General features: G+C 35.2%; 13 protein-coding genes. 7 read left to right on the top strand and 6 right to left on the bottom strand.

All coding sequences use genetic code 11. The annotated features are described in order from the left end of the window. Nucleotides 1-211 precede the first annotated feature (211 nt). Both AAGD62_RS00560 and AAGD62_RS00565 read left to right on the top strand, forming a co-directional pair. The gene (locus tag AAGD62_RS00560) at nucleotides 212-1576 is read left to right on the top strand and encodes a pyruvate dehydrogenase complex dihydrolipoamide acetyltransferase (protein WP_155969613.1); all 1365 of its coding nucleotides are present in this window, start codon (nucleotides 212-214) and stop codon (nucleotides 1574-1576) included. Nucleotides 1577-1645: 69 nt separating this feature from the next. Continuing rightward, nucleotides 1646-2461: a hypothetical protein gene (locus tag AAGD62_RS00565; protein ID WP_155969221.1), complete on the top strand. Its 816-nt coding sequence runs from the start codon at nucleotides 1646-1648 to the stop codon at nucleotides 2459-2461. A gap of 45 nt (nucleotides 2462-2506) precedes the next feature. On the opposite strand, the gene AAGD62_RS00570 is transcribed toward AAGD62_RS00565, so the two are convergent. The 3 genes from AAGD62_RS00570 to ndk form a co-directional block, all read right to left on the bottom strand. Beyond that, nucleotides 2507-3727, bottom strand: coding sequence for a P-loop NTPase fold protein (locus tag AAGD62_RS00570; protein ID WP_155969219.1), 1221 nt, complete (start codon nucleotides 3725-3727; stop codon nucleotides 2507-2509). Between the two features lie 3 nt (nucleotides 3728-3730). Continuing rightward, the gene (recR, locus tag AAGD62_RS00575; RefSeq protein WP_010963080.1) at nucleotides 3731-4336 is read right to left on the bottom strand and encodes a recombination mediator RecR; all 606 of its coding nucleotides are present in this window, start codon (nucleotides 4334-4336) and stop codon (nucleotides 3731-3733) included. A 1069-nt stretch (nucleotides 4337-5405) separates the two neighbouring features. Then, nucleotides 5406-5825, bottom strand: coding sequence for a nucleoside-diphosphate kinase (gene ndk / locus AAGD62_RS00580; protein ID WP_015589428.1), 420 nt, complete (start codon nucleotides 5823-5825; stop codon nucleotides 5406-5408). A gap of 113 nt (nucleotides 5826-5938) precedes the next feature. Between ndk and AAGD62_RS00585 the strand changes: the two genes are divergently transcribed. The 3 genes from AAGD62_RS00585 (at nucleotide 5939) to AAGD62_RS00595 (ending at nucleotide 8576) form a co-directional block, all read left to right on the top strand. Next, entirely contained in the window at nucleotides 5939-6760 is an 822-nt protein-coding gene (locus tag AAGD62_RS00585; RefSeq protein ID WP_155969217.1) for a hypothetical protein, read from the top strand. Continuing rightward, the gene (hemH, locus tag AAGD62_RS00590; protein WP_341812738.1) at nucleotides 6761-7708 is read left to right on the top strand and encodes a ferrochelatase; all 948 of its coding nucleotides are present in this window, start codon (nucleotides 6761-6763) and stop codon (nucleotides 7706-7708) included. A 70-nt stretch (nucleotides 7709-7778) separates the two neighbouring features. After that, entirely contained in the window at nucleotides 7779-8576 is a 798-nt protein-coding gene (locus AAGD62_RS00595) for a hypothetical protein (protein ID WP_006280195.1), read from the top strand. Nucleotides 8577-8579: 3 nt separating this feature from the next. On the opposite strand, the gene gshA is transcribed toward AAGD62_RS00595, so the two are convergent. Beyond that, entirely contained in the window at nucleotides 8580-9740 is a 1161-nt protein-coding gene (gene gshA / locus AAGD62_RS00600) for a glutamate--cysteine ligase (protein ID WP_151807649.1), read from the bottom strand. A gap of 115 nt (nucleotides 9741-9855) precedes the next feature. Here gshA and hslV point away from each other — a divergent pair, with 115 nt between their 5' ends. Together hslV and hslU are read left to right on the top strand one after the other, a co-directional pair. After that, a complete protein-coding gene (gene hslV, locus AAGD62_RS00605) occupies nucleotides 9856-10410 on the top strand; it encodes an ATP-dependent protease subunit HslV (RefSeq protein ID WP_006280198.1) in 555 nt (184 codons plus the stop codon). A 1-nt stretch (nucleotide 10411) separates the two neighbouring features. Next, a complete protein-coding gene (hslU, locus tag AAGD62_RS00610; protein WP_006280200.1) occupies nucleotides 10412-11902 on the top strand; it encodes an ATP-dependent protease ATPase subunit HslU in 1491 nt (496 codons plus the stop codon). Between the two features lie 68 nt (nucleotides 11903-11970). On the opposite strand, the gene AAGD62_RS00615 is transcribed toward hslU, so the two are convergent. Together AAGD62_RS00615 and AAGD62_RS00620 are read right to left on the bottom strand one after the other, a co-directional pair. After that, complete coding sequence (locus tag AAGD62_RS00615; RefSeq protein WP_010963087.1) at nucleotides 11971-12912, bottom strand: FKBP-type peptidyl-prolyl cis-trans isomerase; 942 nt, start codon at nucleotides 12910-12912, stop codon at nucleotides 11971-11973. Beyond that, nucleotides 12905-13912 carry a polyprenyl synthetase family protein gene (locus AAGD62_RS00620; protein WP_010082029.1) on the bottom strand — a complete coding sequence of 336 codons (1008 nt, stop codon included), beginning with the start codon at nucleotides 13910-13912 and terminating at the stop codon, nucleotides 12905-12907. Before AAGD62_RS00620 ends, AAGD62_RS00615 begins: the two co-directional genes overlap by 8 nt. Between the last annotated feature and the right edge of the window lie 28 nt (nucleotides 13913-13940).

Consider the following 13940-nt stretch of genomic DNA (forward strand, 5'->3'; position numbering starts at 1 on the left):
ATTTGATTTGGTTGAAACAAAGTTGTTAGCAAACAAGCTATGGCTAAATAATAAAAACAATAGGATAATAGTACTGAACCAAGATCCTAGTGTTACGCACTGGGATGACGTGAGGGATAGTGTAACAGACTTATTCATCATAATTCACGATTAGGTTGACATAAGATAAAGAGTAAATTAAAAATTGAATAGATCTTTAAATGCAAAATCAATGCCTATAGAAATATTAATGCCTGCTCTTTCACCGACAATGAGCAAAACTGGAGGAAAAATTGTAAAGTGGCATAAAAAAGAACAAGACAAAGTTGAAGTAGGCGACGTAATTGCTGAGATAGAGACTGATAAAGCCATAATGGAGTTTGAATCTATAGATGAAGGAGTTTTAGCAAAAATTTTAGTAACAGAAGGAACAAGTGGCGTGCCTGTAAATCAACCAATAGCTTTAATGCTGGAAGAAGGAGAAGATGAAAGTGCACTTAACAACTATACTTCAACTTCCATCAATAGTGCAGTTAAAAAGGAAGTGACAAAAAGTGCTGTTGATAATCAAAAATCAGAACACCAAGATTTAAACGGAAAGCCAATAAGTCATTCTTCGGTGTCATTCCAGCGCGTGACGCTGGAATCCAACCCCTCAATGTCATCCCAGTGCTTGACACTGGGATCTAGAAAAGAAGAATGGATCCCAGTGTCAGCTACTCAGATGACAGAGGGTTATGCAGAAGGTAGAACAAAAATAAGCCCATTAGCTAAGAAAATAGCTCAAAATGAAGGGGTTAATGTGCAGCAATTAAAAGGTACAGGACCATATGGTCGCATAATTAAGGCTGATGTGTTGGAGTTTTTAGGCAGTGGTATACATACTGAAAGTCCTGAGAAAGATACCATAGTTGAAGTAAGCAACATGCGCCAAGTGATAGCACAGCGCCTGACTGAATCAAAACAGAATGTTCCACATTTTTATTTAACTGTAGACTGCCAGGTTGATAAGTTAATATCGTTAAAAAACGAGATTAACTCAGCAGATGAAAACAATAAAGTAACAATTAATGATCTAATCATAAAAGCTGCAGCTTTCAGCATGAAAAAATTTCCTGACATAAATTCTTCGTGGATAGATAATAAAATACTGAGATATTCAAATATAGATATTTCAATCGCTGTGGCACTTGAAGATGGGCTAATTACTCCTATAGTAAAAAATGCTGATAAAAAGGGTATTTTATCTATATCAAAAGAAGTGAAAGATTTAGTAAGCAGAGCAAGATCTGGAAAATTGAAACCTGAAGAGTTTCAAGGAGGAGGGTTTACTATCTCCAACTTAGGGATGTTTGGTATAAAAGCCTTCAGTGCTATAATCAATCCGCCGCAATCTTGCATTATGGCAGTTGGTGCATCTAAAAAACAACCAATTGTTATGAATGAGAAAATAGAAATAGCAGAAATAATGACAGTAACGCTCTCTGTTGACCATAGAGCAGTTGATGGGGCACTCGGAGCAAAGTTTTTAAATGCCTTTAAGCATTATATAGAGAATCCTCTGGTGATGTTTATTGAAACTGCGGTAACCTATTAGCATTGTTATTACAAAATTAATACCTCTAAGTTTATAATTCTACTAGTTAATAGGCTTAGAGGTAAAAAAATGAATACTACAGTAGAAAAAAATAATCCAAAAATTTTTCCTAAAAATGAAAACTCGAAAGGTATGGTTGCTCCACCTGTTCCTCCAAAATCTTCCCAAGTTAAATTTGCTGGAATAAGAGCAATTTTTGAGCAAAATGCATCTTATTCCCAAGCAAATGATAGTAATAAAACAGTAAGTAGCAATCTTGGAAGAACATTTGGCCCAACAATGCGAAAACTCATGGAAGACAACATTCATAGCACTCCTAACAAACAACGCCGTGATTCAGGGGATAGTGGTATCAGTGATGTTAGTAGCAGCACTTCTGATGATGAGGATAGAACAATAAAAGATAAAATGATGGAAAATGTTAAGCAGGATAACCATCAAAAAAGCTTTGATTTACATAAAGTACAAGCAACTGATGAATTAGAAACCGTAAAATTTCTCAAAACGCTAAGCAAGAAAGAAAGAGAAAAACTTGGTTTTTCTCCTAAACAGCAAAATAACCAAAAGGTTGAGACTAGCAAAAAAACTTATAATCCACTTGATTGGAATCCAATCTATCAAGGTAAAAAGCTCTTTAGCTTAGGCAATATGTCGAGTAATTCGTCTTCATGTAGTGAAAAAAGCAATATTTCAGATGTAAGCGGTAAGTCTAATAATTCAAACATTGTCAGATGTAATATTACTAGGAGTAACAGTAAGGAAGACCTTCGTAAACCTGATGCTTCACATAATGACAAATTTGCAGGTAAAAAATTATCTAATGTCAATGTAAGCGAATTAATCAGAAAGTTTGAACAAGGTAATGACATAGTAAAAGGGCGTTAATCAAATGTTACCCTATCTTTGTATATGTGAAGGTAGGGTATCTTTTCAAAATAGTATATCCTTTATAGCTTTGTTAATTTTTGACTCCCTCTCTGCAAAAGCAGTTTCTAGAGAGGTTTTAAGTTTTTCCCATTCTTCTTGACCATTTAGAACTAAAGATTTATATTCATTTTCAATTTTTTCCAAGGATCTTTGACATGAGGAATCTAGTTCCTCATATATATCAATATTTATTGATTGCAGTATTACCAAAAATGCAAACAAATTCGGATCAGGTAATTCTTCTCTTGTGTGATTCAGAAGACACAGCTTTATTTTTTTTACGCAGTATTCTATTGTTTTTAACGATAGTGACAGGCTTTCTGCATAAAATATAAAACTATCTACAATCAAATTTTTTGACTTTTTCGGTAATTTAATATTTTCAAATAGTTCTTTTGTAAATTTTTCTATCGGTTGTTTTGGCAAATGTAAAGAGAGATCAGTAAAAGATTTTAGGTCAAAATTTGGTCCAAGTATTGTGCTGATTGCTCTTTGTACATTACTCTTATCTTTACTTACAGAAATAATGAAAACCAGCCCCTCCACATCAAGCATATACTTTATAGATTCCAAAAAATCGACAACGAATTTAGGACGGCACACATCAAGATTATCCACCATTATATAAATGTTTTTGTCTTTTCTGATTTTATTAACCACATCCGCTAACTGTATTTTGAAATCTCTAGTACTCTCTTTTCTTCTTTGGAGAAGACTTAATTCACTCAAGACAAAACCTATGTCTTTTTTATCAGCCTCTTTTGCAGCATCAAGAAATACTGAAAGCATAGCAAGTGGAGATTTACTGATCAGCTTTCCTAGTGTGTTTAGAGAAAATAGCTCTTGGTTTATGTTCTTGAACTGTTGTATAACGCTTCTTTTTACTTCATACGATGCAAATAAATCTTCAAATAGAAAATTTAAAAAAGAAGGAAGTGGTTGGTCCAATGCATTGATATCCCATGCACTATAATAAGCTACAATTTCATTTTGCTGTTTTAACTCTTTTACCCATTCTTTCAAAAAAAACGTCTTGCCCCATCCATCATATCCTTCTAAAGATATTATTGTAAAAGACTGATCAATTGTTTTAATTATAGTGTTGAATTTACCTGAAAATTGCTTATAGTTTAGGCGGTCATTTTCCCAAGCCACCACTTTAAGTGGTGGCACTATTTTTTTCTTTTTGAATGTTATTAGCGATATAAGTTTTTTTAAGCACATGTCTTATTTTATATTTAACTCATATTCTTGTCTTGAAGTAAGTGCTATCCTCAGCGTTCCTTCATCAAGATAGTCAATTTCTCCGCCCATTGGTATGCCGCAAGCAAGGCGTGATATTTTCACATCCAAATTTTTTAGCAATTCAATTATATATTGTGCAGTAACTTGGCCCTCTAATGTCGGATTAATTGCGATAATTATCTCTTCAATTTTAGACTCTGTCACTCTTTTCAGAATAGTGTCAAGGTTGAGTTCTTTTGGACCTATGCCATTTATTGCAGACAATCTGCCACCCAAAACATGGTATAAACCTGAATATATATTTCCTTTTTCAAACGCCCATAGATCACCTAATTCTTCTACTACACACAGTAACTTAGTGTCACGTTTTGGGTTAGTACAAATAGAACAAGGTGACTTAGTATCTAGATTTCCGCAAACTTCACACTCTATTATAAGATCTGCTAGCTCTTTAATCAAAGATGCAAGTGGTAGCATAACTTTTTCTTTGTTTTGGAGTAAATGTATAACTAACCTGCGTGATGATGATGGCCCTAAACTTGGCAATTTAGAGAAAGCATGAACTAGATTTTTTATGTTAACGTTCATTCAATAAATTCAGAATAGGCAGTCAAATGGTAACATCAAACCCTTTGTAAAGAAAGTGGTAAGTTTCTCTTGATCCCACTTTGATCAGCTATAGAAAAAATTTTTTACTTTAACGAAAAAAATTACTTCCGCACATTTAAAGCCTGATTATAATAGACTTCTTGCATAACCCAAACTAAGTAGAAAAAAGGTATCATCCAAGTAGCTGACACTGGTTCCTTTATGACGGCAGTACCTTCTCCTGTCATCCGAGTAGCCGACTACTTGGATCCAGGAAATTTAACTCTACCAAGTAAATGTACAATAAGAACTAGATTCCAGACTGGAATGACAGCAGTCCTACGTCATACCGCGATTCATTCTCGCTATCTCTAGATCCCGCTAACAAGTAGCGGGATGACGGTTGTCAGGCTAGCTGTCATCCCAGTGCCCAGACACTGGGATGACAAAAAAAGGAGCACTGGAATGACAGCAATCTACGTCATACCGCGATTCATTCGCGGTATCTCAGCCGCTAACAAGAGATCCCGCTAGCGGGATGACGGTTGTCGTTTAGCCATAAACATTAAGAAATTTACCAAATGAAAAAAAAGGCAAAAGAAGCCCTGTGGTTATTATCCGCTTTAAAATATTGGCGTTTTTTATGTTTTAAACGCTTGACAAGCGAGATTCAGCCGCTTTTAATTGCAACTAACTTACGCTGCAAATGTTTAAGAAATTTACTAAGCAGAAAAAAAGACAAAGAATCCCCGAGTTAGCTAGTCTTTTACTATCTCTGTCGAGTATTGGCATTTTTTGATGTCTTGTAACGCTTTATAAGCGCGTTCAGCTTATTTAGATAAAAATCTAGATGTAGATGAAGTTTTGTAAAGACATACAGTATCTATATACTGCAAAAAATTGAACATAAGACGCCGATACATTAAGTAATCCTTACCTTTTAATCTGCAGATTGGCGAAAGCAAATACAATAGCTTCACTATCATGATAAGGGCGCTGGCGAAGGGTGTCAAGTAAGTTTTTTCGTTTCTATGTTGTCAGCTACTTGGATGACGCCAATCTGAGTTAACTACACCAACTCACATTCAGCAAAAAAGAAAGCTATCTCCTTACGAGCATTTTCTAGACTATCCGAGCCGTGGACTCTATTTTCACTAATATCATCAGCAAAATCACCCCTGATTGTGCCTTTATCTGCCTGCTTTGGATCGGTAGCTCCCATGATTTGTCTGTATTTACTTACTGCATTTTCACCAACTAAAACTTGAACTACCACAGAACCAGAGGTCATAAACTCTACTAATTCCCCAAAAAAAGGCCTATCTTTATGAATTTCATAAAACAGCTCTGCTTGTTTTTTTGTTAGTAACATCATTTTTTGTGCTGTGATTTTCAGCCCAGATTGTTCGATGTAGGAATTTATATTGCCTGTAATATTATTTTTTACTGCATCAGGTTTTAATATCGAAAGTGTCTTCTCAATTGCCATATTGTTTCCTTATATAAAATAGTATATTTATAGATTTATTTTATTGTAAATTTTGATTTGATAAAAGTAGTTTTTTATTTATAGTTAAGGATAAACCATCAAGGAGGTATTGTATGGGTGAATGTTGTAAAAATAACACTACTAAACAAGCTGAGCCTACCACTAAAAAACAAGCTAAATCTACTACTAAAAAATTAGTAAGTAACTTTAAGTCATCACTTTTTTGTGGAACAAAAGGATTTTTAACTTTTAATTTGGCCTTTTTAAGCTTTTTGGAATATAGCTTACATCATAATACAGAATTAAAAAAAGGTGCTGCTTTTGCAATGAAAAGAAACACTATTCCATTTCTTGAAATGACAATCATAGCACCGCTTGTTTGTTTTGCACTGCCAGCTATGCTAGGCAGTATGAGCCTCATGCAATGCGCACTTTTATGTGCTTCCTTAATGATTGCCACATGTTTTATTGTCAGAACTTTTCATCTGCGTGAGAAGTTAATGGAAAAAATCACTAACCATAGTAGAAAAGAAATAGACGCGGAATTTAAGAAAGATACTATAAAATTTCCTATCTTTGATCAAAATAGAAAACACACCGAGTATAATTCGCCTAACTCAGGGCGACTACTGGATGAAACAAGTAGCACCTCTCTTTTCGTTAAAGTTTTACTTTTTCCCCTCAAGGTTCTTCTGAATGTCCTGCAAAGTTGTATAATGCTATCTTTAGCTGCTGTTGAACTTCTTGAAACGGTACCAAGTCTTTTTGTCGATACATTTTTCGATTGGAACTTCACATCCACCAAGAGTAACCTGAAGAGATCAGGCCACTTATTGTATGCCAGTGTAAGAAATTTAGTGCCTATAACTAAATTTGATGAGTGTGTAGCTAATTTTATAGGCACCCCAGAAGTAACTTGTTGTAGTAGTGCGTAGGTGAAAAAGGCAGTTATCTTATTTAATCTTGGCGGGCCTGATTCACTAAATGCGGTCCGTCCTTTTTTATTCAACCTTTTTTATGACAGGAGAATAATCAATCTACCGAATCCCTTTCGGTTTCTTTTAGCAAAGTTTATATCTGCGAAACGAGAAAATACTGCACGAAAAATATACGAGAAAATTGGAGGTAAATCGCCAATTCTAGAGAATACAAAAATGCAAGCTAATGCTTTAGAACTAAAATTAAACGAAAATAGAAACCATGTACACAAGGTATTCATCTGCATGCGCTATTGGCGTCCATTTGCTGACGAAGTTATTGAAAGTGTAAAACAGTTTGATCCTGACGAAGTAATTCTGCTGCCACTGTATCCACAATATTCAACTACCACAACTCTGTCATCCATCGAGAATTGGCAAAAAAATGCTAAACGGTATGGCCTAAAATGCAATACAAAAATGATTCACCGTTATTATGATAACCAAGATTTTATTGAAGCTCACACTAATCTGATAGCTAAGTACTATAAATTGGCTAGAAAAATCGGTAAACCAAGAGTCCTATTTTCAGCCCATAGCTTACCTCTTAGTATCATTAAAAAGGGCGACCCTTACGCTTCACAGGTAGAAAGAAGCGTAGAGTTAATAGTAGAAAAGTTAGCTATCAATAACTTAGATTGGTCAATATGTTATCAGAGTAAGATTGGTCCTGTAAAATGGCTAGAGCCAAGCACTGAAAGTGAGCTATTACGCGCAAAAGCTGATGGTGTACCTGTAGTTCTATCACCTATATCTTTTGTTTCTGAGCATTCAGAAACTCTAGTTGAACTTGATATAGAATATAAAGCAATTATCAAGGATGGATATTACTTTCGTGTGCCAACTCTCAGTACCGATCCCTTGTTTATAAAATGCTTGGCCGATTTGTGCATAAATCTCCCTTGAAGTCCTGATTCATAGGGCTTTTCTTTTAGGATTTTATGTGATAGAATAACAGGAAGTTATTAACTATTTCATGCCAAACAAGCTAAAAAAGAAATCTAACATACTCGCACAAAGGGTGCATGATATTTATGATCATGATTTCAGGAAGGTAATCTGCATCACAACAGGTTTAACAGCCCTATTGTGTAAGATTTCACTGCAATTTTGCTGCGAGTTCATTGACAATAATAGATCCAATATCTTTCTTATACGGAATGTTGCTCGACTAGTAAAGTTTCCGACATCTATTCTATACATTGCCCATTCTGCATTTACTCTACAGGATCTAATTAAGGATTACAGAAACCCTGAGAGTAAAAAAGAGCTGGCAAAAATTGTGGGTAAATCGGCTAATCTTGCAAGCAGCACCATAGAAGCGCTAATGATGTTGAAAATCATCCATTTTTGCACTGGAAGCAATACAGACATAATAAGTTATATTAACTTAACCTCAACGATCCTATTTTTGTTCATTTCAGAACCTATAAGCTATTATTATACATGCAAGGAATATCTGGATAATAAGGATCCTGAAAAGTCTGCTGAGTGTAAGAAGGACCTTATTATTAGCACATTAACTTTGTCGTTAGGTTTATTAAACTTCATATTAAGAAGGATAGAGACTCCAACTATACCAATAAACTTAGGTAATGGTATAATCTATAATTTCAACTTAAGCGTAACAGTCAGCATAATATATAGTGCAGTATTTCTTGCAGTTCAGCTTGACAAATTGTTTCAACAACCTGTCAATGATGATCCTTCCACTGAACTTGATGATGTTCATAATATAAACGGTCATTCTAATGACAGCACTGTAGAGGTATAAGAATTAGGGATGAAAAGATTTTATTTCTACTGCCAACGCTAGTACTGCTAATTTGCTAACAATACTCCAAAGTGATAGAATTTTACCTTCTACAACCTGGCTAACATCATGAAACTCACAGTCAGTGGCATTCAAGCTAGAATATACATCTTTTCTGCTATTACATCGGTATAAGTAACATGTTGGAGTATCTCCTATATAGTATATTAGCGGTTCTGCAGAACTGCTTTTAAACATGTCAATGGTTGGTACACCTTCTTGTATAATAACGCTATTGATTGCTATTCCTTCTTTTATCTTTTTCATTTTATGACGCTTTTTTTTATTGAGGTTTAATATTTCCTCTCCACTTGTTGCTGTTATAATGCCCATCCCATATGTGCCATTGCTTGCTTTGATAAAAACGTAAGGTTGTGTTTTTATTTCATATTCCTCATATTTTTTTTGCACTAGAGATAATATTTGGTCAACTTTAGTTGCTACTGCTCCTAGTGACAAATCATCATCAAAATCAACTCCATCACAGCTCTCTGTAAGCACAGAAATTAGCCATGGGTCTATTTTAAATTTGCCACAAAACTCAGATGCTAATTCTTGATAGATTTCAAAATACTTAAATTTCTGCCTGCTATGCCAACCGTATAGTGGGCTTGGTACTATATCTTGCTTTACGTCTTTCAGCGTGTCTGGAATGTGGCTCGTCATATCACGGTTCAGTATAATAACATCAGGCACAAATCCTGAAGTTGTCTTTAGCAGAGAGTTTTCTTTCACAACAGTTTCATACTGTTCTATTAAATTGTATACTTCATTATATAAAAGGCCAATTCTAGTCTCAAAACCTGCGAGTTGTAGTATTTTCTCTATAACAAATACGTTTTCTATATACATTTTATTGCGTGTATAATTTTCCGGTATTATAAGAACCTTTTTGTATTGATGTCTTTTAAAATAGCTTTTTATCAATCTTGCTGCCATCGTTCTTGATTCTTCACTTAAGTTATTGAACCCCGCAGGAAATAAATTAGCGTCTACTGGAACGATTTTATAGCCAGAGTTTCTAAGATCTATAGAGCTATAAAATGGCGATGTAAGGCCATTAAATTTTGCTTCGAACCAATTATTTATACTTTTTTCCAAATCTGGGTGAATTATGTTTTGCATCTGTACTTTAAATGTTATAAGGAAGGTATTATATTATAAGCTATAGTTGAACATATTTAGTAAATTTGACTAAAGATTAAAGTATAATGAGATTCTTATTTAAAGTGATAGAAAAATGATTCAACACGATAACAATAAAATGTATGGCACTACTATATTATCAATTAGAAAAGATAAAAGTGTAGTAGTAATAGGTGACGGACAAGTTTCACTGGGCCACACTGTTATAAAATCTGGAGCAAAAAAAGTTAGGCGTCTTTCTGGTGATTCCGTAATTGCTGGATTTGCCGGGGCAACAGCCGACGCATTTACTCTTTTTGAAAGATTAGAATCTAAACTTGACAAGCACCCAGGGCAATTAATGAGAGCATGTGTTGAACTTGCAAAAGACTGGAGAATGGATAAATATCTGAGGAAATTAGAAGCTATGATGATCGTTGCAGATAAATCTATTTCATTAGTAATTACGGGAACAGGTGATGTTCTTGAACCTGAAGATGGAGTCGCAGCTATTGGCTCTGGGGGAAATTTTGCTCTATCTGCAGCAAGAGCTTTAATTGACATTAAAGGAATATCAATAGAGGAAATTGCGAAAAAGGCTATGAAGATAGCTGGCGATATATGTGTTTATACAAATCATAATGTAGTTATTGAAAAGATAGAGGAGTGATATGTCTTCCAAGCAAAAAACTTTATGCACCAATTTTTCCAATCAGCCCATAACCCTTTCAGAAGGGCGGTCTTGTAGTAGTGACACCTACGATGAAAAAGATAACCTCTATAAAGATACTAAGAGTGGTTTTGATTCAAATGACAGCGATGTTCAAGTTAATGACAGCACTCAAGTTTTGTTAGATGACCTGCCACCACAGAAGATAGTTAAAGAATTGGACAGATTCATAATCGGACAGGATGATGCAAAGCGTGCTGTTGCTATTGCGCTCAGAAATCGTTGGCGTCGCAATCAGGTTCCATTTCCATTGCGTGATGAAATCATACCTAAGAATATATTGATGATCGGTCATACAGGGGTTGGTAAAACTGAAATAGCTCGTCGCTTAGCAAAACTTGCCGGTGCACCGTTCATAAAAATTGAGGCAACGAAGTTTACTGAAATAGGGTACGTTGGACGTGACGTTGATTCGATAATACGCGATTTAGTTGATGCAGCAATAGTTTTAGTTAAAGAGAAAGCCCGTAAAGCCTTAGCTAAAAAGGCTTTAATTTTAGCTGAGAAAACAATAGTAAACTCTATGGTAGGCGAAAATGCAACCGAAGAGAGTAAAAAAATTTTTAGAGAAAGGTTGAGGAATAAAGAGTTTGAGGACGGAGAAGTTTCTATTAACGTCAGAGAGAGCAAGAGTATGTTACCTACTTTCGATATACCAGGCATGCCAGGTGGGCAAGTTGGTGTGATGAATGTAACAGAAATAATGGGCAAGATGTTTAACGGGAGCAAAAAAACAAAAACTATTACGGTGAAGGTAAAAGAAGCGCGTGAAATATTAATTAATGAAGAAAGTGAAAGGCTAATGGATGAAGATAAGATAATCAAAGAAGCCATTGATCTTGTTAGTAATGACGGTATAGTATTTTTGGATGAAATAGACAAAATTGCAGCGCGTACAGAAGTAAAAGGTGAAGTAAACAGAGAAGGAGTGCAACGCGATCTGTTACCATTACTTGAAGGAACAACTGTTACAACTAAGTATGGCCATGTAAAAACAGACTATATATTATTTATTGCATCTGGTGCTTTTCATCAGTCTAAACCATCTGACCTCTTACCGGAATTGCAGGGCAGATTACCGATCAGGGTAGAACTTAAGGCACTTACTCAAGAGGATTTAATAAGAATATTAAAGGAACCAGAATCTAGTTTGTTAAAGCAGTACATAGCTTTAATGAAAACAGAAAATGTGACACTTGAGTTCACTGATGATGGTATAAAAACCATAGCTGAAATAGCGTTTACAGTTAATAGGCAAGTGGAAAATATAGGCGCAAGAAGGCTTCACACTGTCATGGAGAAGCTTTTAGATGAAATAAGTTTCATTGCTTCTGAGAAAAATAGCGAAAAATTCATTATAGACAGCAAGTATGTAAAAGATAAACTTGAGTCAATTTCGAAGCAGCTTGATTTATCTAAGTTTATACTTTAGGAAAAACGAAAAGCCTACTTTAAGTAGTATAGAGAGTGTTCAGAAGATTAGCCAGTAGACCTAAAATTTCAGCTATATTCTTTAGGCTGTTTTTCAACAGTAGAATGGTGTGCTGCGACCTCTTGCTTAACATCTAAGCTTAAGTCAATTATTGAGATATTTTCTTCATCATAATCTATGTCTTTTATTAACATATCGTCAGTAATAGTCAAAAGGTCAGGCGGAGAAAGAATAGTTCTTTTATTACCAGCTCTCATTCCCACAACTCCAAGCTCTATAGCAAGTGGTATTTTTTTATCGCCAACCCTAAATTGCACTGTTTGATCTTTGACTATATATTCCCCATTATGCTCCTTTACGCTATATTTAACCGATATCTCATCACCGCACCTTACTTGTTTTCCAGTCTTGTTAATTAAGTCATTAAAAACCATCAGATTATTTACTGAGTCGGGATATTTATCCTTTACTTCGATCAGTTTGACGTAATAAGAATTAAAATTCATTTTGTTCTCATTGGCAATAGTAACTACACGCTCTCCGCCTTCTTTCATACCTATTACCCCTAAACTCACTTCTTTTAGGTCATCTTGACCTATTTTCAAAGTAACATCAGAAACTTTGCTAGGGAGTGTTGCTGAGTTATTATTAGAAATTTTATATATTTGCAATAGGACTTCCAGGCCACAAAAAGCCTTGCTGCCACTGCCTTCAGTAATTTCATAAAAATTTATTGAATCTTCTTCCTTTTGCTGCGTTATTTCTTCTAAATATTCTGTCAGCCCATGCTTTTCAATATAGCGGTCAAGTGCTGATTCAAGTATTGGCTTCACTAGGTAATGTGCTATCGTCTGTATCAAACCACCATGCGTGGCATTTATCTCATAAAGCTTGTCCTTTTTTTCCGGTTTACCTTTGTTTATATAGACAATAGTAAACACAAAAGCAGAAGTTAAAGTGAGAATCATTACTACGGAAATAAGCATTTGTAATATAATTTTTCTAACCATCTTTCTTTACTTGATTCAATAAATCATATAAATAATTAGTATCCCCTGAAAGCGCACTCAAATTATCCAAGCCTTGTTTAAAGAGGCCGTCTATATAGTCCTCTACTTCACTTTTACCAAGCACAGACATAAGATTATTTGTTTTATCTTGTTCGTAGTCTTCAATATCATCCTTAGCTTGAAAGATAAGCCCTAGATTTATTCCATAGTTATATAACGCTTTACGTTGCTTGTCTGTAGCACCCCCGATTATAGCACCTATTTCACATGAAGCTGCAAATAGTTTTGCGGTTTTCATCAAATGAATTTCTTTTATTTTATCAGCTTGGCCCGACGTCATTCCAGCGTCATACATACAGCCGTACGAATGTTGTAGTTTTAAGGTAGAAAGGGTGTCATGCAAGTAGCTGACACTGGAATCCATTTCATGTTCAGCTCCACTATCGCATGGCTTTTTGCACGAAATGCTTGTAGGCAAAGCCTTCTGGATCCCAGTGTCCGCTACTTGAATGACAGAGGGTTGGGGGCTAAAATCTATATGCTCACTGTTAATATCTAAAGCCTGTCCTCCCACCATTCCCCTAATTCCTATTGCCTGAGAAAGAACTTTTATGATCTCACAGCGTTTCTCATTTAACGAAGATAATACCTCAAAAGCCAGAGTAAGTAGTGCATCTCCGGCAAGCACTGCTGTTGCTTCATCAAATTTTTTATGGCAGCTTAGCTGGCTTCTGCGAGTATCACTGTTGTCCATGCACGGTAAATCATCGTGAATTAGAGAGTAAGCATGAACAAATTCAATTGCTGCAGCAACTGATATTACTTTTTTAGCTTCCGCGTTAAACACTCGCGATGAAGCTACGACTAAAAAGGAGCGTATATGTTTTGCAGGAGCAAGGAGTATATAACGCATAGCTGATATAAGCTTATTCTCGCTATTTTCGGGTAAGAGTTTATTTACTTCTACAATAAGCAAATTTTTTGTTGTTTCGTCTAGCATTTTTGAATTGTTAATTGTTTAGCACGTA

Origin of the sequence: Wolbachia endosymbiont (group A) of Eristalinus aeneus, assembly GCF_964026915.1 — a bacterium.
GTDB classification, from domain to species: Bacteria; Pseudomonadota; Alphaproteobacteria; order Rickettsiales; family Anaplasmataceae; genus Wolbachia; species Wolbachia pipientis.

What these genes read in the sequence shown, in the direction of transcription:
- AAGD62_RS00560 (WP_155969613.1), top strand. Translation starts at nt 212, where the DNA reads ATGCCTATAGAAATATTAATGCCTGCTCTTTCACCGACAATGAGCAAA.
- AAGD62_RS00565 (WP_155969221.1), top strand. Translation starts at nt 1,646, where the DNA reads ATGAATACTACAGTAGAAAAAAATAATCCAAAAATTTTTCCTAAAAAT.
- AAGD62_RS00570 (WP_155969219.1), bottom strand. Translation starts at nt 3,727, where the DNA reads ATGTGCTTAAAAAAACTTATATCGCTAATAACATTCAAAAAGAAAAAA.
- recR (WP_010963080.1), bottom strand. Translation starts at nt 4,336, where the DNA reads ATGAACGTTAACATAAAAAATCTAGTTCATGCTTTCTCTAAATTGCCA.
- ndk (WP_015589428.1), bottom strand. Translation starts at nt 5,825, where the DNA reads ATGGCAATTGAGAAGACACTTTCGATATTAAAACCTGATGCAGTAAAA.
- AAGD62_RS00585 (WP_155969217.1), top strand. Translation starts at nt 5,939, where the DNA reads ATGGGTGAATGTTGTAAAAATAACACTACTAAACAAGCTGAGCCTACC.
- AAGD62_RS00595 (WP_006280195.1), top strand. Translation starts at nt 7,779, where the DNA reads ATGCCAAACAAGCTAAAAAAGAAATCTAACATACTCGCACAAAGGGTG.
- gshA (WP_151807649.1), bottom strand. Translation starts at nt 9,740, where the DNA reads ATGCAAAACATAATTCACCCAGATTTGGAAAAAAGTATAAATAATTGG.
- hslV (WP_006280198.1), top strand. Translation starts at nt 9,856, where the DNA reads ATGATTCAACACGATAACAATAAAATGTATGGCACTACTATATTATCA.
- hslU (WP_006280200.1), top strand. Translation starts at nt 10,412, where the DNA reads ATGTCTTCCAAGCAAAAAACTTTATGCACCAATTTTTCCAATCAGCCC.
- AAGD62_RS00615 (WP_010963087.1), bottom strand. Translation starts at nt 12,912, where the DNA reads ATGGTTAGAAAAATTATATTACAAATGCTTATTTCCGTAGTAATGATT.
- AAGD62_RS00620 (WP_010082029.1), bottom strand. Translation starts at nt 13,912, where the DNA reads ATGCTAGACGAAACAACAAAAAATTTGCTTATTGTAGAAGTAAATAAA.